Genomic DNA, 21,240 nt, shown 5'->3' on the forward strand with positions numbered 1-21,240 from the left:
ATTATGCTGAGACCTATTGATAATAATTTGTTGAGAACAATTATCATTACCAACAGTCCCCATTATAAGCACCTTTTTCTCAATAGTCAACCGCTAATTGAGAATTTTACTGAGAATACAATGAAAATAAGAAAAAACGTTGACATAATTACATAGCATACTATATATTATTATATGAACAGATGCTCATATATAAATATAGGAGGTGCACATAAATGACAAACAACAACGAACAACAACCGCATTATAAGTGTCTTGATGAAGAAACTTTATTCGTTGTATCCCAAACATTTAAAGCACTAAGTGATCCAACAAGAATTCGCATTTTAAATTTACTCTGCTCTGGTGAACATTCTGTGAATAATATTGCAGAAACATTAGATTTAAGTCAATCGACGATATCTCACCAGCTACGCTTTTTAAAAAATTTACGATTAGTAAAATTTCGACGAGAAGGCACAACACTTTACTATACAAAAGATGATGACCATATTATGAATTTATTACAGCAAGCAATAGAGCATGCTGCACATTAGGAGGGGTTTAGATGGCACACGACCATAATCATTCACATAGCAATAATAAAAAAATATTGCTTATTTCTTTTTTGATTATTACTTCATATATGCTCATAGAAGCAGTAGGTGGCGTTATGACGAAAAGCCTTGCTCTATTATCAGATGCTGGGCATATGTTAAGTGATTCTATTTCCTTAGCCATAGCATTGATCGCTTTTAAGCTTGGAGAAAAGGCTGTCACATATAATAAAACATTTGGCTATAAACGCTTTGAAGTTTTGGCAGCACTACTTAACGGTGCTACATTAATTGTCATTGCACTTATCATCTTTTACGAATCCATTGAACGCTTTATTAATCCGCCAGAAGTAGCTACAGTGGGAATGCTGATTATTAGCTCAATCGGGCTTGCTGTCAATATTTTAGTTGCATGGATTATGATGCGTGGATCTGACACAGAAGAGAATTTGAATATGAGAGGCGCCTATTTACATGTTCTTGGTGATATGCTTGGTTCTATTGGTGCTATTGCAGCCGCATTATTAATAATGTTTTTTGGCTGGGGCTGGGCTGACCCATTAGCGAGTGTGATTGTAGCTGCTCTTGTATTACGCAGCGGCTATTTTGTAGCAAAGAAAGCTATCCATGTGCTAATGGAGGGGACGCCAGCAGATATAAATATCGACGAGGCAGTTCAAGCTATTTCCAAAATAGAAGGTGTTAAAGGTATTCATGATGTACACGCTTGGACAATTACAAGCGGTTTACATGCATTTTCTTGCCATATAGTAGTTGATGAACAACTAACTGTCGCCGAAAGCAATAAAATTGCACATGAAATCGAGCATTTGCTACAACATAAAGGGATTCACCATGTAACATTGCAAGTTGAACCGACAAACCATACCCACGATGAGGAAATTCTTTGCACATTAGAAGCGATACCTGCGCATGATCACCATCATCATCATCATTAATACAAAAGAGGCAGTCAAAAAAAGGAATACCTTTCTCGGACTGCCTCAGCTTCTATATTAAATATTTTACTCCTGCGATTACTCGCCGCAAAGGACGTATCGCAGATTCGTTATTCAAAGACGCCCTTTATTTCTCTCCATTCCAAATCATATGATATTCCTTTTCATTAGTACTGGCATCCACTGATTGTGTTGCAACAATAAAGTTATTCCTCTTATAAAATGCTATCGCTTGTTCATTTTTGCAGTATACGTCTAAAGCTAGCTTCTTATATTTTGTTTTGCAAAAATCTAGTAATGCCTTTCCAATACCTTGTGATTGGTAGTCCTTTAGTACAAAAATCCCTGCAATATAGGACTCTTCGACAATTCCAGCAAAACCTACAACCTTTTCATCTTGGCTGTATATATACAAATCCGCAGTAGGCAACATGCTCTTCACTAGCTCATAATTCCCTTCCCAATATTCTCTAGAAATAAATGAATGTGCTTCTATATTCGTATTAAGCCATATATCCATAAGTACATCAATTGTATTCACATCTTTCCACACTTCAATCATTTTTTAAATTCCCCTATTCTAAATTAATATAGAAAGGCTGCCGCATAGCTTTGTGGCAGCCTTTCGTAATTTATTTTGCGTTATGACAGATACCTGCACCTCACTGTCATTTTATAACGCAAACAATGCCTTCTTAACAAGTAAATAAAAATGCATCGGCTCCTGCCCCTTTACTAAATGGACAATGGCGTAGCCTTGCTTAAACATCACATCAAAAATTATGCGCGTTTTATAGCGCCAATCTTCAGCTAAGGAAGGATTTTCTACTTTTATTTTTGAAAAATATTGCGGTATCGGCAATAAATATGAATCTTTATAATATTTTAATGTCGCATCAAATGATGCTTGTGTATCTAGCATTGGCAAACCATCCAATGTATATGACCATGTTACAAGTTCCTGTGCTTCTTCTAGTAACTCCTCTATTTGTGCATCCCAGCGCGCATTATCATTGTCGTTTAATAATCGCTCTACAACTAAGCGATCTGAAGGAATTTTGCTATTGTAGCTTTCCTCCAGCGGACCGTGTGTATCCACTTTATATGTTGAAGCGTAGCCACGCAATTTAGCAAAGCTTCCATGTCCATGGATTGCCTCTAGTGGATCGATAATCCATTTGCATTTTTTATAACCATACTCTTGCGCCAAATCCTTTTGGTAAAGCTTTAAAAGCTCCGCCACACCTTGCTCCCTGTAACTTCTTGTGACAGCCGTAAGATGTGAATATAAATAATATTCACCTTCAGCAAACCCAGCATAGCTGTAGTTAAAGCCTATTAGTTGTTCATCTACATATGCTCCTAGTATAAATCCCCCATTTTGAATATACGCAGTAAGTTGATAAATCGGTGTCGCTGTAGAACAAATTGCTTGTTCTAGTTGGCGGATTTGCTCTAGTTCTTCTAAAGCTACTACTTGCTTAACCTTCACTGATTCTAACATACATTCACGGCCCCCTTTGATTTTACCTATGTAAGTGCAACATAAAGGTTTAATTCAATATACTTTAGCGTAATTGAATTTTTTAAGCTTACCTTCAAAGATTTTGGAAATGGTTATTCAGTTGTTACAGACACATATAGTGCTCTTATTCGGTCACCTAGTCACCAAAGGCAAAAGTCTTCTATACCTGCTACTACTCCACTTTCGCACAAAAAACATCTGTCACCCTTATTTCTATTATAAAGGAGAAAAATTTATTTAGATAGCAGGTAAGTTGAATTCTATTCCAGGGTATACACATTTTATTTTCTTCGATTCCATAGGTAGTTTGCACAGCATCAGAATCAAAATAAAAAAACTACCACATAAATCAGAAAATTTATGTGATAGTTTTCTATAATTATTTTACACCGCGCATCGCTTTTTTAATAAGTGGTGTAAGTACTAATAAAATTAATCCTAGTACAACAGATGCTCCACCAATCATACCAAAATACACTTCCTCGCTTACAACTTCATAAACGCGGACAAGCTGTGCATTAATTGCTTGTGCTGCAGCACTTGTTAAGAACCAAAGCGACATCGTTTGAGCAGCAAATGCCGCTGGCGCTAGTTTTGTTGTCGCAGATAAACCAACTGGTGATAATAACATTTCCCCAACTACTACTAAGAAGAATGATAATACTAACCACCATGGGCTTACTAATTTCTCACCGCCTGATATTACAGATGGGAAAATCATAACGAAGAATGATAGTCCTGCGAAAAATAGCGCAAAGACAAATTTCATTGGTGTAGATGGTCCTCTGTCTCCCCATTTCATCCATAACCACGCAAGAGCTGGCGCTAAAATAATAACAAATAATGGGTTTAAAGATTGGAACCAAGCAGGCGAAATTTCGAAGCTACCAACCGTTAAATCTGTACGTGTATCTGCAAATGTAGCTAAAATTGTTGAGCCTTGTTCTTGAATTGCCCAGAACATAACTGCTGCAATGAATAGCGGAATATATGCTAGAATACGTGATTTTTCATCCCCAGTTGTTTTCGGACTACGGTACATAACAATAAAGAACGCAGTCGGTAATAAAATACCTAAAGTTGTGATTAACAAACTAAATGTTTTAACAGTTAAGTAGCCCGTATTATATGCAATAACCCCAAGCACTACAATCACAATAATACCAAGTAAGAAGTTTCGAATTGCTTTTTTCTTCTCTGTTGCATTCATAGGGTTTGTTGGAACGCTACCAGCTAAGCCTAAGTTTTTCTTAGCAGTCACCCAAAACATGATCAAACCAAAGAACATACCAATTGCAGCAATCGCAAAGCCGTAATGGAAATTCAATTTCTGTGATACAGCACCAACAATTAATGGTGCAATGAACGCACCCATGTTAATACCCATAACGAAAATACTGAACCCAGCATCACGTCGAGCATCGTTTGGCGCATACATATCCCCAACAACAGCTGATACATTTGGCTTAAGTAAACCTGTACCAATTACGATTAAAAACATCGAAATAAATAATGTTGCTAAAGCACCAGGGAACGATAGAACAATATGTCCTAACATAATTAAAATACCACCATAAAATACTGCTTTACGTGTTCCCCAAACGCGGTCAGCAAGCCAACCACCAATTACACCTGACATATAAACTAACGATCCATAAATCGCCATAATTGAGTTCGCTGTTACACGATCTAAGCCAAGTCCACCTTCATGTAACTCATAGTACATATAAAAGATTAAGATGGCGCGCATTCCATAATATGAGAAGCGCTCCCAAAACTCTGTAAAGAATAATGTAAACAGACCTTTAGGATGTCCAAAGAAACCTTTCTGTGGAACGGATTTGACTATTTCTTCTTTGCTATACATAAAATTGCCTTCTCCCGTTTAATGTTTCTAAAGTTTCTGACATTAATAGTATTGATAAAATCGTCAGATAACTTCAATTTATTACAATAAAGCATATGATTTTATTTTTCAAGTATAATGTTTTTTATTAGAAATTTGATTATATAATGTATATTCGCCATTTTCTGAAAATAAATTATTATTTAACATGTTTGTCAGAATAATTTAATTTTTATCAATCTTCATTTTAAAGTATTTAACTCGCCTCCAACTCAAGCACAGCAACATCTAACGGAGTAATTTCAGTTCAACATGGTGACATTTGCACAAGTTACAAAATTCCTCCCTTATGGTCTAACGCCACAAGCGGTAGTTTCTATCAAAGGAAACTTCATTTTATTTCCATCATTATTTTTGTTACATAATCCTCTTCCCGCTCTTTGACAACTGCATCATAAATATATTCTTCATACACGTATTGTCCCAATTCATAGCCTTCCTTATGCATTACTTTAAACAATCTCTCATAAGTTTCGTGCAAGGTAGCTGTCGTTCCTATGTGATAACCTACAAGAAAATCCCCTGCAATCGCCTTAAAATATGGATGCCCCTCTATTGGTGAAGGCTGTTCCATATATAAGTGACTATAATTCGTATAATTTCCAGCAAGTACTTGCTCTCTCTTTGTCATACCTCCAATTGGATATCCAGTATCCAACTGTGAGCGATCAAGCTCTGCAATAAAATCAGCAACTCCTTTAACAAACTGCTCCTCTGTTGCATTTTCTATATTTCTACTTAAATAATATGTCGTCTCTGGATAATGCTCTATCTTAATATCGTCGAAGTTGATACTAACAGCCTCTTCAAGCGTAGCAATTTTAACTTTTATAATTCCTTCTATTAACTCAAGCTCTCTTCTTTTGTGAGCTACAATTTCTTGCTGTTGGCGCATTAAAGCTAAAAATGTTTCGGGTGATTGCTCTGCTAAATAACTTTGAATACCTTTTAAAGACATACCCAATGTTTTTAAAAGCTCTATCACACTAAAAAAGTCGTATTGTGCAATGGAATAATAACGATATCCTTTGTCATCCTTTATTACGGGAGATAGTAAGCCGATTTGGTCATAGTAAATTAACGTTTGCTTATTCACCTTGCATATTTTAGCGAATTCCCCTGTTGTAAAATATTTCACATTTTTATTAAACATTTTTATCCCCCTTGACTATATAGTTACTATATACATTACATTATAGCTGTCTACGAAATCAATTACGCTGATATTACTCTTTTTGCAATCAATTGACAGCTTTCAACGGAATCTTCCAGAACTGGGTTATCTAGCAGGCTGCGCTAGACATTAATTTAAAAATAGAAAGGTTTTGATTTTATGTTCACGAAAGAAAATTTCTTATTAATTCCCACCACAAATTGCCATACAGCAGTTCGTTTGTATGGTAAATTTAGAGCTATTTTTAATAGAGAGCTAAATATTAAAGGAGAAAAAACGATTGTAAAGGAGGTCATTTCCTATGACTACTATTAATGCAATCGAAACAAGACCCGTAAGACCATTATTTTTCTCTTATTTATACCCAGCAATGATCGGGATGCTGTTAATGTCCGTCAATATTTTAATCGACGGTATTTTCGTTAGCCGAGGTGTTGGGGCAACAGCTTTAGCAGGGGTAAATATTGCGGTTCCTATTTTTTCTATTTTACTATCTATTTCTCTATGGATCGGTATGGGTGGCGCTACGCTCTTCTCAATCTCACTTGGTGAAGGCAATCAAAAGCGTGCACATCAAGTGTTCACGCTATCATTTATTATGATGATTGGTATCGTTACAGCAATTATTGCTGTGCTATTACTTAATTTAAAAGAAGTTGCTTATATTTTCGGAGCTGACCATACAACGTATCCTTATGTACAACAATATTTGCATATCATTTTATTATTTGGCCTGTTTTATACGATTGAAAATTTATTAAGTATTTTCATCCGTAATGATGGTAGTCCAAAACTAGCAATGATGGGGCTTATCACAACATCTGTCTTGAATATTATTTTTAACTATATTTTCATTTTCGTGCTTAATTACGGTGTAAAAGGCTGCGCTTTAGCAACAGCACTTTCAACGATTGTTGGTATGTTTGTATTATTCTTGCATTTCTTTAATAAGCAATCTGAGCTGAAATTTGTACGCAATTTCTTTAGTCTTAGCGATATGAAAAAAATAGCGACAATTGGTTTCCCAAGCTTTATTGTTGAAGCTTCAATGGCATTTATTATTATTCTTTACAATATCACTTTCTTACATCATTTGGGCTCAAGCGGTGTAACTGCCTATGCGATGGTAAATTATATTCACGCTGTATTATTAATGGTATTTTTTGGTGTTGGTATGGCATTACAACCTTTAGTCAGCTATCATCATGGCGCTAGGCTGACGAAACGTTTAACTGCATTATTGAAAATCGGTGTAAAAACGGCTATTATTCTGGGCTTACTAACAGCTATTATTGCTATGCTGTTCCCATCACAGCTAATGGGTATGTTCGGTAATAAAGGAACAGCTGAGATACAATTTATGGCGACCCAAGGCTTTGCACAGTTTGCAATTGGCTATATATTTCTCGGCGTTAATATGGTTTTTGCGGAGTTTTTCCAATCAATTGAGAAAATTCGCCTTGCAACAACAATCATGCTACTACGTAGCTTGATATTATTTGTTCCCATCCTTATTTTATTGCCTCAAGCTTTCGGCGCACAAGCCATTTGGTGGACATTCCCTGTTGTAGAAGGTTTAACAGCATTATTAATTACTTTTTTCATGGCAACGAGACGACAAACGATTTTCCGATAACTAAAAGAAGCCTATTAGCAATCTTGCTAATAGGCTTTTCATCATTATTCCGCCACATATTGCGAATACTTTCGATAATCTGCTTCCTTTAGCTCAAGGTTTAGTAACGTACCTTGCTCCTCATAATCTGTGCTAAAAATCGTCGCATGCTCATTTAAATAAGAAACAACTGCCCCTACATCATAAGGAATTAGCATTTTACATGTAACATAATCTGCAAAAATATGCTTGCGAATCATTGTTAGAAGCTCGTCTAAGCCAACACCTTCCTTCGCAGCAATCCACAAATTATCCCCGCTCATTAATGGGTACTCTACACCTGCTAAATCTGACTTATTATAAACATAAATCGTTGGGATTTCTTCTACACCAACCTCTTTCAATGTAGCATTTGTAACATCCATCATAAAACGATATTCCTCATTTGATACATCTACAACATGTAATAATAAATCCGCCTCGCGTGCCTCCTCAAGCGTTGAACGAAAGGCCTTTACTAAATGATGCGGCAGCTTACTCACAAATCCAACTGTGTCTGTTAGTAAAAATGCTTTATGATCCTCTAGCTCAATGTTTCGTACGGAAGTATCTAATGTAGCAAAAAGCATATCCTTTTCAAATACTTGCTTTTCCTCATGTTGTCCAGCTTTAGCTAATAGTTGATTCATAATAGTTGATTTACCAGCATTCGTATAACCAACAATTGATACAACAGGTATTGCATTTTTACGGCGTTGCTTACGTTGCGTTTCGCGTTGTGCCTTTGCGTGCTCTAAATCACGACGTAATTTAGCAATTTGATCTTCTATTTTTCGGCGGTCAAGCTCTAGCTTTGTTTCCCCTGCACCACGGTTTTTAAAGCCTCCTCCTGTGCCACCACCTTGTCGTGACAGTGAAGCATGTAGGCCCACTAAACGTGGTAGCATATATTGTAATTGCGCCAGCTCTACTTGCATTTGCGCCTCTTTTGTTTTAGCACGACGGCTAAAAATATCGAGGATAAGCATTGTGCGGTCAATTACTTTACATTCAAGATCACGCTCTAAATTACGAATTTGTGAGGGAGATAGCTCATCGTTAAAAATAACAATATTAGCATCTGCTTCCTCATAAAATGCTTTAATTTCTTCAATTTTCCCAGTACCTACATAGTGAGAAGGTGTGACACGCTCTAAATTTTGCGTTACGCTACCTACTACTTCTACATCAAGAGCCTCTGCTAAATTTGCAAGCTCCTCCATTGAATACGTAAAATGCTCATCATGCTTTAAATTAACGCCAACTAATATCCCTCGTTCTTCTATGCGTTCAATTTCTTTCATCGACATATCTTCCTCCTAGTTGCCCTAATCCTAACATAAGCAATATATTAAACGCTATTATCTTGTGCAGATAACACTAATGTGACTATGAGCAACTATTTCCCAAATAAAAAGCTGTTGGAAAATCAGATTTCCATCTGACCCCCAAGCAGCTCCTATTATTTTTCTTTTTTCATTAATGCAAGTGTTTGCTCAAACTCAGCTTCAATTTGGGGATCTTTTTTGTACGTTACAAGAGATACAATTACTGCCACGATTAAACAAACGAAGAAGCCTGGTACAATCTCATAAAGAGCGCTTGATAATGCAGGAATTTTCCCCCATACGAAAGCTGTTACAGCGCCCGCTACCATCGCTACTAAAGCACCGATATTTGTTAGCTTACGCCAGTAAAGTGATAGTAAAATGATAGGTCCGAATGCTGCACCAAAACCTGCCCATGCAAATGAAACTAGTTTTAAAACAGAGTTTTCAGGATTCCATGCTAAAATAACTGCAATAATCGCTACAACTAGTACAGCTAAACGTCCCATAAATACGTAATGCTTATCCGTTGCTGATTTATTAAATAATGCTTTGTAAATATCCTCTATTAGAGCAGAAGATGTTACGATTAATTGTGAAGAAATCGTACTCATAACTGCTGCTAAAATGGCTGCAAGCATAATGCCTGCAATGAATGGGTGGAATAATAATTGCCCCATTACAATAAATACCGTTTCTGCATCCTTTAATTCCCCTAAAGTTGCAGCATTTTGTTGGTAGTAAGCAATACCAACTAATGCTGTTCCTATTGCACCAGCCAAGCTTAAAATCATCCAGCCGATACCGATACGACGTGCTTCTTTTGTTTCTTTAACTGAATTAATCGCCATAAAACGAACAATAATGTGTGGTTGACCAAAATAGCCGAATCCCCATGCTAGTGAGGATATAACCCCCGCTACAGTAGCAGTTGATGCAAATAAGTTTAATGACTCCGGGTTTACAGATTTAATCGATTCAATTGTTTCACTAATACCACCTGTGTAAAAAATACCGAATAACGGCACTGAAATTAATGCTAAAAACATGATTAAACCTTGTAAAAAGTCTGTGTAACTTACTGCTAAAAATCCTCCAAATAACGTGTAGCCTACTGTTACAGCTACAACAACAAGCAAGCCTACATGGTAATCATAGCCGAATGAACTATTGAAAAATTTCCCACCCGCTACCATACCTGATGATACATAGAACGTAAAGAATACTAAAATGATAATACCTGATGCAATACGAATTAATTTTGTATTATCACGTAGGCGATTATCCAAATAACTTGGAATCGTAATTGAATCATTCGAAACTTGTGTATAAACACGTAAACGCGGTGCTACAATCAACCAGTTTAAATAAGCACCTACTGTTAGACCTATTGCTATCCAAGCTTCTACTAAGCCTGACAAATAAATTGCACCAGGTAATCCCATTAACAACCAACCTGACATATCGGCTGCCCCTGCACTTAGTGCGGTTACAGCAGGACCTAATCCACGTCCACCAAGCATATAATCGTTTAGATTAGAAGTTTTCTTATACGCATACCATCCGATCACTACCATTGTTACCATGTAAATAATAATAGCTAATAATTGAAATCCGTGATCTGACATATTTTTTCCCTCCTTTTAAAAATTACTTTTCAATAGAAAATGTCAATAGAAAAGTCTTATAATAAACATATAATGTATTTCATTGTAAAACAAGCAGTATTTCAACTAATTCTCCTAACTTCTTTTAGATTAAATTCATTACTTGTTATACCCATTATCTTTCGCTTTCACACAAATATTTGTGATACACTGATGTCAATTTTATAAATAAAGAAGGTATTGCTATGGAATTTCAACAAATGAAAGAACAATTTTTAACACTTTTAAATGATAAATCACTAATAGCTGCAACAATTAGCCAGCCACGCTTAAAATCAAATGAAATAAAACGGGTAAAGCTAAAGCCGATTGAACTAAAAGGCGTCTATACTATCCAGCTTGAATACCAATACGAACGTATTTTAAAACACGAAAACATTCCTTTAGAAGAATTCATGACACAGTTTGAACTATTACTTGAACAATTCCGCCAAATCCATGCACAATTTATTAATCAAACTGTGCATATTCAACTTTCAAAGAAAAATAAAGTATTATGGAAATCCGAACAAGCAATGGAAAATAAACAAGTTGACTTAGCGCACAATCGTAAAAAGCAATATTTATTAGATGATACAGTGATACACCCATTCCTCGTTCGCCTTGGTGTACAAGCTGAAAATGGTGCTATTAAAAAGCAAAAATATGATAAATTCAAGCAAATTAACCGCTTTGTAGAATTTATTGATGATGCACTAAACCATTTACCAAAAGACCGCCAAATTCGAATTTTAGACTTCGGCTCCGGAAAGTCTTATTTAACATTTGCCCTTTACCACTATTTAAAAATAGTAAAAAATTTGGATATTCACGTTACTGGACTTGATTTAAAGAAGGAGGTTATTGAGGAATGCAATCAAATTGCACAAGATTTAGGTTACACTAGCTTGCAATTTTTAGTTGGGGATATTCAAGATTTCAATGATGAAACGGCTGTTGATATGGTTGTAACATTACATGCCTGTGATGTCGCAACAGATATGGCACTTGCACGTGCCGTTAAATGGGGAGCTAGCGTTATTTTAAGTGTCCCTTGTTGTCAACATGAGCTAAATCGACAATTACAGTCACCTGCACTAGAAATCATGACTCAACATGGCTTAATTCGTGAGCGCTTTGCTGCATTAGCAACCGATTCTATCCGAGCACAGCTACTATCGCTTGTTGGTTATGAGGCACAGCTACTTGAATTTATCGATATGGAAAACACGCCAAAAAACATTTTAATTCGCGCCTACTTTACAGGCAAAAAGCCTACTGCTGAGGAACGCGACAAATATGATGAATTCATTCAATTTTTAAATGCTAAGCCATTTTTACAAAATGAACTACAAAGTTATTTGTAAAATGAACATTTCTATCCCATCCCACAGGATTTTGTTTTAAAAATATTTCATTAATTAAAGCTAAGTTAATCAGAACGAGATTGGCTGTTCAAAAATTTTATATTAAATATTTGTAAAAAAGGCACTACTGCGGTGGTTATAACACACATTTTTTGTATACTCAGCAGGAAAATCCCACCTTCTTGTCTTAAGATAGAGCAGCCAAGCCTCTCCTGTTGCTCGATATTGAATTTACATTGCCTTTACAATTGAAATTTGTTTATTGTATACGCTATGTAAGCATTGCATACAATATGAGCAGCAACCTTGTTATATCAGCATTTTATATGTATACCTCTGATAATGACAACGCATATCTATAAAGTATGAACAAAATAAATATTACAGCAATGTAAAAGTTGTAAATACAAAAATAAAATTATATTGATTTTGTTAAGCTTTTGTTATTATTAGAAGAGAAAATTTTCATATATGCTTAGGAGGCATTCCATGTTTAGTTCAAGAAAATCAGATCCTTTTTTCTCAGCACTTCATAAAATTGCTGAAAATATGAGAGAAGCTGTTCATTATGCAAATGATTACCGTATCGAAACAGTAGCAGACCTGAAGGAAATTAGCATTCGTATGAAGGAATACGAAACTGCTGGCGATAAATTAATTCATGAATTAATCGTTATGTTAAATAAATCATTTATGACGCCAATTGAGCGTGAAGATATTTTAGCATTAGCTATCCGTATGGATGATGTTTTAGATGGAACAGAAGGCTGTATTGCTCACTTCGAAATGTTCTCTTTAAATGAAATTGATGATTCAATGCGCGACTTTTTAGGCTATATCGTAAAAAGTGCAGATGAACTTGTAAAAGCAATGGCACTTTTAAACAAAAAAGATTTAGTTGGCATGCGTCAACATGCTATTTTAGTTAAAGATTATGAACGTCAATGTGATGAAGTGTTACGCTCATCGATTAAAAAATTATTCTTAAACGAAAAAGACCCAATTCGTTTAATTAAATTCAAAGATATTTATGAGCAATTAGAAGAAATTGCAGATCACTGCCAAAATGTAGCGAATACTATTGAAACAATTATTATGCGCAACGCGTAAAAGCAGGAGAAATAACTAATGGAAACAATATTAATCCTTACAATTTTAGTCGTTATTTTTGCGCTAGCATTTGACTTTATTAACGGCTTCCATGATACTGCAAATGCCATTGCCACTTCAGTATCAACCCGTGCACTACCACCGCGTACTGCGGTATTAATGGCTGCTATTATGAACTTTATTGGAGCGATTACATTCGTTGGTGTTGCAAAAGCAATAGCAAGCGATATCGTCGATCCGTTCTCTTTATCAACACCAGAAACACCGTTGATTGGTTCTGTCGTTATTTTAGCAGCATTATGTGCAGCGATTACATGGAATTTAATAACTTGGTACTACGGTATTCCATCAAGTTCATCACATACTCTTATTGGCTCAATCGCTGGTGCAGCGATTGCAGCAGCGGGCTTTAATATTTTAAACTATTCAGGCTTCATTAAAATTATCCAAGCGCTTATTTTCTCGCCGTTTATTGCACTAGCAGTTGGTTTCTTAATGATGTCATTATTTAAAGTATTATTTAAAAACATGAACCTATATAAAACAAACAAAGGCTTCCGAACAATGCAAATTGGTACAGCCGCATTGCAAGCATTTACACACGGTACAAATGATGCTCAGAAAGCAATGGGTATTATTACGATGGCTTTAATTGCTGGCGGTCTTCAAACAACTGATGAAGTTCAAGGCTGGGTGCGTTTGGCCTGTGCGGTTGCAATGGGGCTAGGTACTTCAATTGGTGGTTATAAAATCATCAAAACAGTTGGCGGTAAAATTATGAAAATTCGTCCAATTAACGGGGCGGCGGCTGACTTATCATCCGCAACTGTTATTTTTAGTGCAACAATGCTACACCTACCAGTTTCAACAACACATGTTATCTCCTCTGCGATTATGGGTGTAGGTACTGCGCAACGTGTAAGAGATGTAAAATGGGGAACAGCCCGTAAAATTGTAATTACATGGGTAATTACGATGCCAATTTCAGCAATAATGGCGGCTGCCTTCTACTTCTTATTAAATATTTTCTTTTAAATAAAAATAACAGCCCTCTTTGATTTTCGAAGTAAAAATCAAAGAGGGCTTCTTATTTTTTATAAAAATTGTACTACACTTAAAAACCTTGTAAACTCTTAAATAAGAAAGGAGTTTCTATTATGCAGAAATTTTCTATTTTCGTTACTAAACATGCAAAGGCCATCGTTAGCATTTGGGTTATTTTTTTCCTTGTTATGGGCTATTTTGCTTTGCAGCTACCAAGCAAACTACAAGGCGATGGCTTCTTTGTGAAAGATGATCACAGCCGAACGATGCAGGAATTAAGTGATACATTCGATTTACCAGCTAAAACAATTTTTGTTCTGTTCGAAAAGAAAACAGATGATGAAATTACAACAGCACTTAAAAAGCTGGAAAAAGTCGATACAATTAAAGAAATCGTATCCCCCATCGGTGTAGAGCAATTGCACAAAGGTGATTTTGCCTATGCAATGCTGCATTTCGGCAATGATGTAACTGATTATTTTCCTGTAGTGGATGAAATCCGTGACATTTTAGCATATGACGATCAAATATCAATTACAGGTGAACCAGCTATTTCAAAGGATATTAATGTCGCTAGCCAAAAAGATTTAATGCAGGCTGAGGCAATTGGATTGCCTATTGCATTAATTGTTCTCTTATTAGCCTTTGGTACTGTCGTTGCGTCACTGTTACCAATTATTATTGGAGCCGCAACAGTTATTGTGTCATTCGGTGTATTAACTTTATTCAGTGGCACATTTGATTTATCCATTTTTATATTGAATATCGTACCGATGCTTGGGCTCGCCTTAAGCATTGATTTTGCCCTGTTATTTATTAATCGTTACCGTGAGGAGCGCCAAACGAAAAACGTCGAACAGGCTGTCCAAATTGCGATTCAAACAGCTGGTCGTTCCATTGTTTTTTCAGCGCTCTGTGTAATAATTGGACTTGGTGCAATGGTCGTAATCAAAGTAGAAATTTTCCAAAATATTGCATTAGGTGGCTCTATCGTTGTCTTTTTAGCAATTATTTCAGGCTTAACATTACTACCAGCAACAATCATGTTATTAGGTGATCGCTTAAATAAATGGCGCCTATTACGCGTAACACAGACTACAACAAAGTGGCAAGCATTTGCTGCCTTCGTTATGCGCAAGCCGTTGCTTATTATCATTGTAGCACTTACTTTATTAGGTACTGCAATTATTCCAGTGAAAGATATGAATTTAACAATTCCATCAAAGGAATCTTTACCAAATGCATATGAATCTCGTACAACATTTGACAAAATGGAGAAGGAATTTGATTTCGGTGCAGATGCAGTTGTGTACTTATTAGCAGAACGCCCTAATGGCTGGGATAATGAGGATGGTTTAACGAAAATACTTGATATTCAAAAAGAGCTTGAAAATGAAACGCTTGTTAAAAAAGTTGATTCGCTTTTTACTACGGCTCAAATCGATTCTGTTGAATTATGGCAAGCTGCTAGTGCTAACCCACAATTACAAGCATTGCAAGCACATTTTATTCAAGACAAAAAAATGTATATGGCAGTGCATTTAGATGCAAGTGGTTCATCGACTGAAGCTCAAGACTTTGTACGCCAATGGAAGGACAAAGATTTAGGCGTTTCCTTCACATTAGCAGGAGCACCAAAATTCAACCAAGAAATTTTCGATGAAATTGCAAGCAAAATTGGGCTTGCTCTAATTATTATAATGATTACTACATTTATTATTTTAATGATTGCATTCAGATCCATTTTAATTCCTGTAAAAGCAATAATTATGAATATTATTGGGCTCGCTTCAACATTCGGACTGATTGTCTATATATTCCAATACGGACATTTTGGGATAGAGGCAGGTACTGTTGTACTTATTATGCCTGTTATTGTTTTTTGTCTAGTGTTCGGATTAAGCATGGATTATGAAGTGTTTTTAATTTCGCGTATTCAAGAAGAATATTTGAAAGGTGCGGATAATACAAAAGCAACAGTTGATGGACTTGTGTCAACAAGTAAAATTATTACTTCTGCTGCCTTGATTATGATTGTTATTACAGGGGCCTTTGCTTTTACAGATGTAATGCCTGTTAAACAAATCGGTGTCGGTATAGCAATTGCTATTGCCATTGACGCAACAGTTATACGCTTAATGCTCGTACCAAGCTTAATGAAGCTATTCGGTGATTGGAACTGGTGGCTGCCGTTTACAAAGCGCAAAACGAATGCCTCAAAGTAGTGCCGAAACTTATGATTCGCGCATAAGCATGGAAATTTCGCACGTAAACAGCTTCAATCAGCACGCATTTTTAAAAGCGCATGAAATCAAATAGATTTCATGCGCTTTGTTTTATTTAAAAATAGCTGTATACCAGGCTTTCGCAGCTTGCACCTCTGGCATTGTTAGCTGATGACCATGGTTAAACCATGCAGTTTCTACATTTGCACCATGTGCTTGTAGCATTTGCTCTAACTGCTCTGACTCCTGTGACGGACACATAAAATCATTCGTCCCAGCACCAATCCACACATCTACATTGTTTAAACTTGGAATTTGTGCATCACGATTTGGTACCATCGGATGGTGCAAAATCGCAGCACGTAATGAATTTTCATGATGGAACAATAAGCTGCCAGCAATATTCGCTCCATTAGAGTAGCCAATTGCAATGACTTGATTGCGGTCAAATTTGTATTCCTCTGATGCTTGCTGCACGAAATCATTCAGTTCCTTTGTACGGAATAATAAATCCTCCATATCAAATACACCCTCGGCAATTCGACGGAAAAAGCGTGGCATTCCATTTTCTGAAACATTGCCACGAACGCTTAATATATTAGCATTCGCATCAATTTCCTTGCCTAAACCTATTAAATCTTTCTCTGTCCCACCTGTACCATGTAGCAATAATAGTGTACGTCCATTTGTGCCATGCTCAAAAATATGCTGCATGCTATCCACCCTTTCATTATCTCGAATTCAAGACAATTATAGTCGGTGCTTGTTCTGGCGTCAACAAACTTGACTCATCGTTTATTTTTAGCTCACCATCCTGCTTTGGTGGATCATAATATTTAAAAAATAATTGCATTACAATGACAACAAACAGCGCTGCAGCGACAATTAAGCCGATAACAATTAGCGCAAACTTTTTCCCGTCCATTCATGGCTCCTCCTTATTTTGAAGGTCTGAATCCTTCTTCTCGTAAATACTCCACTGCTGCCTCACGTGTACCGAAAGCTTCCTCTAAATTATTTTGATGATACACAGCCCATGAGCGGTTTTCATAAATAAGCTCAAGTGCTGTACCTTCTCGAGAACGCCAAATCTCCATAATTGGCTCTTCCTCTGCCTCTTCAGATAAATAGACAATGGCTGCTGCAATTATATCTCGTAATGCTTGTTCATCATAATCACGAATATTCACAAGACCTTTATCATTCGCCTCATCCTCATATTGAAGTAAATCACCTACAAAGACAAAACCGTTGCCATTTGGATGTAATTTTTCAACAACGATTGTCTTTTCATATAAACTATCTTCAAAGTGATAATTTAAACGCTTTAATGAAATTTCTTTTTTCGTTAATTCAGGGAATGTTTCAATAATCTCCTGTTTTTGTTCAAATGTTAGCATAAACATGCTCCTTTTAATAATAATTTTATCCCAATACAAAGTATCATGTATCCGTGCTGAAAGCTAACAATCAGCGGGGGCTAGATACCCCCACTGATTGAAGTTTCACTTTATCCCGTATTAATAGGCTGTACTTTTGCGACGAGTAACCGCAGGAGCACCAGACCCCCATTTCAAAACAGCAGATAAAATCAAGATGTTTAAATTGGGGATCAAACAGCCTGTAAAAACCCGATTGGTGAAACTACCAATCAGTGAGGGATAAAGAAAACCCCCACTGATTGAAGTTTCACTTTATAACGTCTTCGTCGCTGCGTCTTTAATTTTATTACGCTCTTCGTAAATATTTTTTACAATTACTTTAATAACCGCATATGTTGGGATGGCAATTAAAATCCCAATGAAACCTGCGATATTACCCGCAGCTAAAACGATTGTAATAACTGTTAATGGGTGAATATCTAGAGATTTCCCCATAACATTAGGTGTTATTAAATTACTTTCGATTTGTTGCGCAGCAAGTGTAATAACACCTACCCAAACAACTAATATTGGCTTTTGAATAAGTGCAATAACAAGCGCTGGTATAAGCGAAACCCATGGTCCAATAAACGGAATCATATTCATAAAGAATGCCAATATTGATAATAATAATGCATAATCTAATTTAATAATTAAATAACCGATAAACATCATCAATGCTAGTAAAAAGCTAATTAATACTTGTCCTTGTACATAGCTTCGTAATGCCGAGTCAATATCCCCTAACGTCTTCTTAATCCATGCTCGACGCTCTCCAGTAAATAATCCATAAATGCGAGGAGCGAACTTCTCATGGTCCTTTAACATGAAAATAAAGAAAAATGGTACAAGAATAAGCGTAAATGTAGCGGACACTGCCCCACTGACAAAGGTAACAATCATTCTACTCCCCTTCACTGCGATATCTTGAAGAGAATTAGATATAGAATCAATAAATTGCCCAACTTGAGGTGGCCAGTGATCTTTATTGTCAAGTACATAGTCTGTTGTTTCTTGGATTTTTTCACCGATATAAGGTGCATTATCCACTAAATTATTTACTTGCTTCGAGATTGGTGTACCGATTAACAATAAAAAGCCCGAAACTCCCGCCACTAGCAGTACAACAATTATAATTAAACTACCCCATCTTGGCACACCACGTTTTTCAACAAAGCGCTGTATCGGCTCTGTAACATAGTAAAGCACACCGCCCAATAGTAATGGTATAAAAACGGTTTTCAAAATAATAATAAATGGCTTAAAGATAGCACGAATTTCCATAAAGTATTTCACAATAAGCAGTGATAATAATAAACCAATTGCTACTTGAAACCATAATTTCTTTGTCATATTTCCACCTCAATCATCATCTATCTATTAGCAATAATCGCATATAGACCAAAAAAATACAATCACTGAAGTCTAAAAATAAGGATATCCTAGCATCTTTTTGAATAAGCCCAAGGCAATGATTCACCCAAGAGATACTTCCGTTCATCTACATGTTGAAAAAGCGCAAGAAATCCATTTTTAAAAATGGATTTCTTGCGCCTATTAAAATTTCACTTATAGCTCTGTATCATCAATTGAATTTAAGTAATCTTTAATTGTATCAATCACTGACTCAACACAACCGTCCTCAAACGGTGAAATTAAGCCTGCTTCACGTACTAGACCTGTGAATGCCTGTGAGCCACCTAAACCACATAAATGTACATAATCTTTCCATGCGCTGTCAAAGTCCTCACGTGAACGCTTCCAGAACTGGAATGCACAAATTTGCGCTAATGTGTAATCGATATAATAAAATGGGCTAGCATAAATGTGGCCTTGACGTTGCCAGAAGCCACCAGCCTCTAAGTATGCATTGCCATCAAAGTCACGATGTGGTAAATACTTCGCCTCAATTTCCTTCCATGCTGCCTTACGCTCTGCAGGTGTCATTTCAGGATTTTCATAAATCACATGCTGGAATTCATCAACCGCTACACCATACGGTAAGAACAATAATGAACTACTCAAATGAGTGAACTTATATTTATCTGTTTGTTCTTTAAAGAATAGCTCCATCCATGGCCATGTGAAAAATTCCATACTCATCGAATGAATTTCACAAGATTCATGTGTTGGCCATAGGTACTCTGGAATGCCAATATTGCGGCTAGAGTATACTTGGAATGCGTGACCTGCCTCATGTGTTAGTACATCGATATCACCTGATGTCCCATTGAAGTTTGAGAAAATAAACGGTGAGTTATAGTCATCAATAAATGTACAGTAGCCCCCACTTTCCTTGCCAGTTTTCGCAACTAAATCCATGAGCTCTCGGTCAATCATAAAGTTGAAGAACTCACCTGTTTCCTTTGATAGCTCTTCATACATTTTCTTACCATTATCAATAATCCACTCAGGGGATCCTTGTGGTTTTGCATTACCTGTTAAGAAATCCAAGCCTTCATCATAGTATTTAAAGTCTTCAACACCGATACGCTTCGCTTGGCGTTTATATAGCTCTGTTGCTACCGGTACGATAAAATCGCGCACTTGGTTGCGGAATTTCTCCACCATCTGTGCATCATAATCAATGCGATTCATCTTTATATAGCCTAGCTCTACATAGTTTTTATAGCCTTGTTTCGTCGCAATCTCATGGCGAAGCTTTACTAGCTTATCGTAAATTTCATCGAACTTATCGCCGTTTTGTGCATAGAAGTTAAAGCTCGCTTCACGTGCTGCTTTACGCACATTGCGGTCTAACGCTTCACCATATGGTCCTAATTGTGCAAGCGTTAATGTTTTACCATCAAATTCAATTTGTGCAGATGCTACTAGCTTACTATATTCTGAAACAAGCTTATTTTCCTGTTGCATTAATTCAATCACTTCTGGCGAGAAGCCTTTAATTTGATTTTCTGCTAATGCAAAAAGCTGTTTACCCCATTTTTCTTCAAGTTGTGCACGGAATGGTGATTTTACAAGCTCTTGATAATACTCAAATACGATTTCTTCCGCCTGTGGTCCTACTTCATCTAAGTAGTCACGTTCTGTTTGATAAAACGTATCATTCGTATCAATAGACGCACGAATATACACTAAGTTAGCTTGCGTCGAAAAAGCATTGCGATATGCATTAATTTTTTCAATTACTTCGCTCTGCTCTTCCACATTTTGTGCATTTTTAAAATCCTCAATTAATGCACGAACCCCCACTTTCATTTCATCTAAATTCGGGCGTTTATACTCATAATCTTTAAATGTCACTCCCATGATGTCCCCTACCTTTTTGTTGAATTTGAATTCATTTCGCTTTTAATTATTTACTACTATTCGCTATTTTGCAAC

General features: G+C 36.3%; 18 protein-coding genes. 7 read left to right on the forward strand and 11 right to left on the reverse strand.

Going from position 1 to position 21,240, the window contains the following annotated elements; all coding sequences use genetic code 11:
• Positions 1 to 215 precede the first annotated feature (215 nt).
• Positions 216 to 536 (forward strand): ArsR/SmtB family transcription factor, encoded by a 321-nt coding sequence (locus tag TY13_RS13740; RefSeq protein WP_042477093.1) that lies wholly within the window; start codon positions 216 to 218, stop codon positions 534 to 536.
• An 11-nt stretch (positions 537 to 547) separates the two neighbouring features.
• Positions 548 to 1,495, forward strand: coding sequence for a cation diffusion facilitator family transporter (locus TY13_RS13745; RefSeq protein ID WP_042477096.1), 948 nt, complete (start codon positions 548 to 550; stop codon positions 1,493 to 1,495).
• Between the two features lie 127 nt (positions 1,496 to 1,622).
• Here TY13_RS13745 and TY13_RS13750 read toward each other — a convergent pair whose 3' ends face one another.
• The 4 genes from TY13_RS13750 to TY13_RS13765 form a co-directional block, all read right to left on the reverse strand.
• Positions 1,623 to 2,057: a GNAT family N-acetyltransferase gene (locus tag TY13_RS13750; RefSeq protein WP_042477098.1), complete on the reverse strand. Its 435-nt coding sequence runs from the start codon at positions 2,055 to 2,057 to the stop codon at positions 1,623 to 1,625.
• Positions 2,058 to 2,168: 111 nt separating this feature from the next.
• Positions 2,169 to 2,999, reverse strand: a complete 831-nt coding sequence (locus TY13_RS13755) for a hypothetical protein (protein ID WP_042477102.1) — start codon at positions 2,997 to 2,999, stop codon at positions 2,169 to 2,171.
• A 400-nt stretch (positions 3,000 to 3,399) separates the two neighbouring features.
• A complete protein-coding gene (locus TY13_RS13760; RefSeq protein ID WP_042477105.1) occupies positions 3,400 to 4,887 on the reverse strand; it encodes a peptide MFS transporter in 1,488 nt (495 codons plus the stop codon).
• Between the two features lie 370 nt (positions 4,888 to 5,257).
• A complete protein-coding gene (locus tag TY13_RS13765) occupies positions 5,258 to 6,079 on the reverse strand; it encodes a MerR family transcriptional regulator (protein ID WP_042477107.1) in 822 nt (273 codons plus the stop codon).
• A gap of 322 nt (positions 6,080 to 6,401) precedes the next feature.
• Between TY13_RS13765 and TY13_RS13770 the strand changes: the two genes are divergently transcribed.
• Positions 6,402 to 7,736, forward strand: a complete 1,335-nt coding sequence (locus tag TY13_RS13770) for an MATE family efflux transporter (protein WP_042477110.1) — start codon at positions 6,402 to 6,404, stop codon at positions 7,734 to 7,736.
• A 44-nt stretch (positions 7,737 to 7,780) separates the two neighbouring features.
• On the opposite strand, the gene hflX is transcribed toward TY13_RS13770, so the two are convergent.
• Both hflX and putP read right to left on the reverse strand, forming a co-directional pair.
• Positions 7,781 to 9,058 (reverse strand): GTPase HflX, encoded by a 1,278-nt coding sequence (hflX, locus tag TY13_RS13775; protein WP_042477780.1) that lies wholly within the window; start codon positions 9,056 to 9,058, stop codon positions 7,781 to 7,783.
• 158 nt (positions 9,059 to 9,216) lie between these two features.
• The gene (gene putP, locus TY13_RS13780; RefSeq protein ID WP_042477113.1) at positions 9,217 to 10,710 is read right to left on the reverse strand and encodes a sodium/proline symporter PutP; all 1,494 of its coding nucleotides are present in this window, start codon (positions 10,708 to 10,710) and stop codon (positions 9,217 to 9,219) included.
• Between the two features lie 224 nt (positions 10,711 to 10,934).
• Between putP and TY13_RS13785 the strand changes: the two genes are divergently transcribed.
• From TY13_RS13785 to TY13_RS13800, 4 genes are all read left to right on the forward strand, one after another.
• A complete protein-coding gene (locus TY13_RS13785) occupies positions 10,935 to 12,095 on the forward strand; it encodes a class I SAM-dependent methyltransferase (protein ID WP_042477116.1) in 1,161 nt (386 codons plus the stop codon).
• Between the two features lie 489 nt (positions 12,096 to 12,584).
• Positions 12,585 to 13,205: a DUF47 domain-containing protein gene (locus TY13_RS13790; RefSeq protein ID WP_042477119.1), complete on the forward strand. Its 621-nt coding sequence runs from the start codon at positions 12,585 to 12,587 to the stop codon at positions 13,203 to 13,205.
• A gap of 18 nt (positions 13,206 to 13,223) precedes the next feature.
• Entirely contained in the window at positions 13,224 to 14,240 is a 1,017-nt protein-coding gene (locus TY13_RS13795; protein ID WP_042477123.1) for an inorganic phosphate transporter, read from the forward strand.
• A gap of 122 nt (positions 14,241 to 14,362) precedes the next feature.
• Positions 14,363 to 16,474, forward strand: a complete 2,112-nt coding sequence (locus TY13_RS13800; RefSeq protein ID WP_042477127.1) for an MMPL family transporter — start codon at positions 14,363 to 14,365, stop codon at positions 16,472 to 16,474.
• A 111-nt stretch (positions 16,475 to 16,585) separates the two neighbouring features.
• Here the strand turns inward: TY13_RS13800 and TY13_RS13805 are convergent, their stop codons facing one another.
• From TY13_RS13805 to TY13_RS13825, 5 genes are all read right to left on the reverse strand, one after another.
• Entirely contained in the window at positions 16,586 to 17,188 is a 603-nt protein-coding gene (locus TY13_RS13805) for an alpha/beta hydrolase (protein WP_042477130.1), read from the reverse strand.
• A gap of 16 nt (positions 17,189 to 17,204) precedes the next feature.
• The gene (locus tag TY13_RS13810) at positions 17,205 to 17,399 is read right to left on the reverse strand and encodes a hypothetical protein (RefSeq protein WP_042477133.1); all 195 of its coding nucleotides are present in this window, start codon (positions 17,397 to 17,399) and stop codon (positions 17,205 to 17,207) included.
• 13 nt (positions 17,400 to 17,412) lie between these two features.
• Positions 17,413 to 17,874: a hypothetical protein gene (locus tag TY13_RS13815; protein WP_042477137.1), complete on the reverse strand. Its 462-nt coding sequence runs from the start codon at positions 17,872 to 17,874 to the stop codon at positions 17,413 to 17,415.
• 294 nt (positions 17,875 to 18,168) lie between these two features.
• Complete coding sequence (locus TY13_RS13820) at positions 18,169 to 19,248, reverse strand: AI-2E family transporter (RefSeq protein ID WP_042477140.1); 1,080 nt, start codon at positions 19,246 to 19,248, stop codon at positions 18,169 to 18,171.
• Between the two features lie 216 nt (positions 19,249 to 19,464).
• Entirely contained in the window at positions 19,465 to 21,165 is a 1,701-nt protein-coding gene (locus tag TY13_RS13825; RefSeq protein ID WP_042477143.1) for a M3 family oligoendopeptidase, read from the reverse strand.
• Positions 21,166 to 21,240: the final 75 nt, after the last annotated feature.

The sequence above is a fragment of the Bacillus ndiopicus genome (assembly GCF_000612805.1).
GTDB lineage: Bacteria > Bacillota > Bacilli > Bacillales_A > Planococcaceae > Metasolibacillus > Metasolibacillus ndiopicus.

Coding starts and splice junctions, on each gene's coding strand:
- TY13_RS13760 (WP_042477105.1), bottom strand. CDS start 4,887: ATGTATAGCAAAGAAGAAATAGTCAAATCCGTTCCACAGAAAGGTTTC.
- TY13_RS13795 (WP_042477123.1), top strand. CDS start 13,224: ATGGAAACAATATTAATCCTTACAATTTTAGTCGTTATTTTTGCGCTA.
- TY13_RS13825 (WP_042477143.1), bottom strand. CDS start 21,165: ATGGGAGTGACATTTAAAGATTATGAGTATAAACGCCCGAATTTAGAT.
- TY13_RS13800 (WP_042477127.1), top strand. CDS start 14,363: ATGCAGAAATTTTCTATTTTCGTTACTAAACATGCAAAGGCCATCGTT.
- TY13_RS13785 (WP_042477116.1), top strand. CDS start 10,935: ATGGAATTTCAACAAATGAAAGAACAATTTTTAACACTTTTAAATGAT.
- putP (WP_042477113.1), bottom strand. CDS start 10,710: ATGTCAGATCACGGATTTCAATTATTAGCTATTATTATTTACATGGTA.
- TY13_RS13765 (WP_042477107.1), bottom strand. CDS start 6,079: ATGTTTAATAAAAATGTGAAATATTTTACAACAGGGGAATTCGCTAAA.
- TY13_RS13805 (WP_042477130.1), bottom strand. CDS start 17,188: ATGCAGCATATTTTTGAGCATGGCACAAATGGACGTACACTATTATTG.
- hflX (WP_042477780.1), bottom strand. CDS start 9,058: ATGAAAGAAATTGAACGCATAGAAGAACGAGGGATATTAGTTGGCGTT.
- TY13_RS13755 (WP_042477102.1), bottom strand. CDS start 2,999: ATGTTAGAATCAGTGAAGGTTAAGCAAGTAGTAGCTTTAGAAGAACTA.
- TY13_RS13770 (WP_042477110.1), top strand. CDS start 6,402: ATGACTACTATTAATGCAATCGAAACAAGACCCGTAAGACCATTATTT.
- TY13_RS13815 (WP_042477137.1), bottom strand. CDS start 17,874: ATGCTAACATTTGAACAAAAACAGGAGATTATTGAAACATTCCCTGAA.
- TY13_RS13790 (WP_042477119.1), top strand. CDS start 12,585: ATGTTTAGTTCAAGAAAATCAGATCCTTTTTTCTCAGCACTTCATAAA.
- TY13_RS13820 (WP_042477140.1), bottom strand. CDS start 19,248: ATGACAAAGAAATTATGGTTTCAAGTAGCAATTGGTTTATTATTATCA.
- TY13_RS13745 (WP_042477096.1), top strand. CDS start 548: ATGGCACACGACCATAATCATTCACATAGCAATAATAAAAAAATATTG.
- TY13_RS13810 (WP_042477133.1), bottom strand. CDS start 17,399: ATGGACGGGAAAAAGTTTGCGCTAATTGTTATCGGCTTAATTGTCGCT.
- TY13_RS13750 (WP_042477098.1), bottom strand. CDS start 2,057: ATGATTGAAGTGTGGAAAGATGTGAATACAATTGATGTACTTATGGAT.
- TY13_RS13740 (WP_042477093.1), top strand. CDS start 216: ATGACAAACAACAACGAACAACAACCGCATTATAAGTGTCTTGATGAA.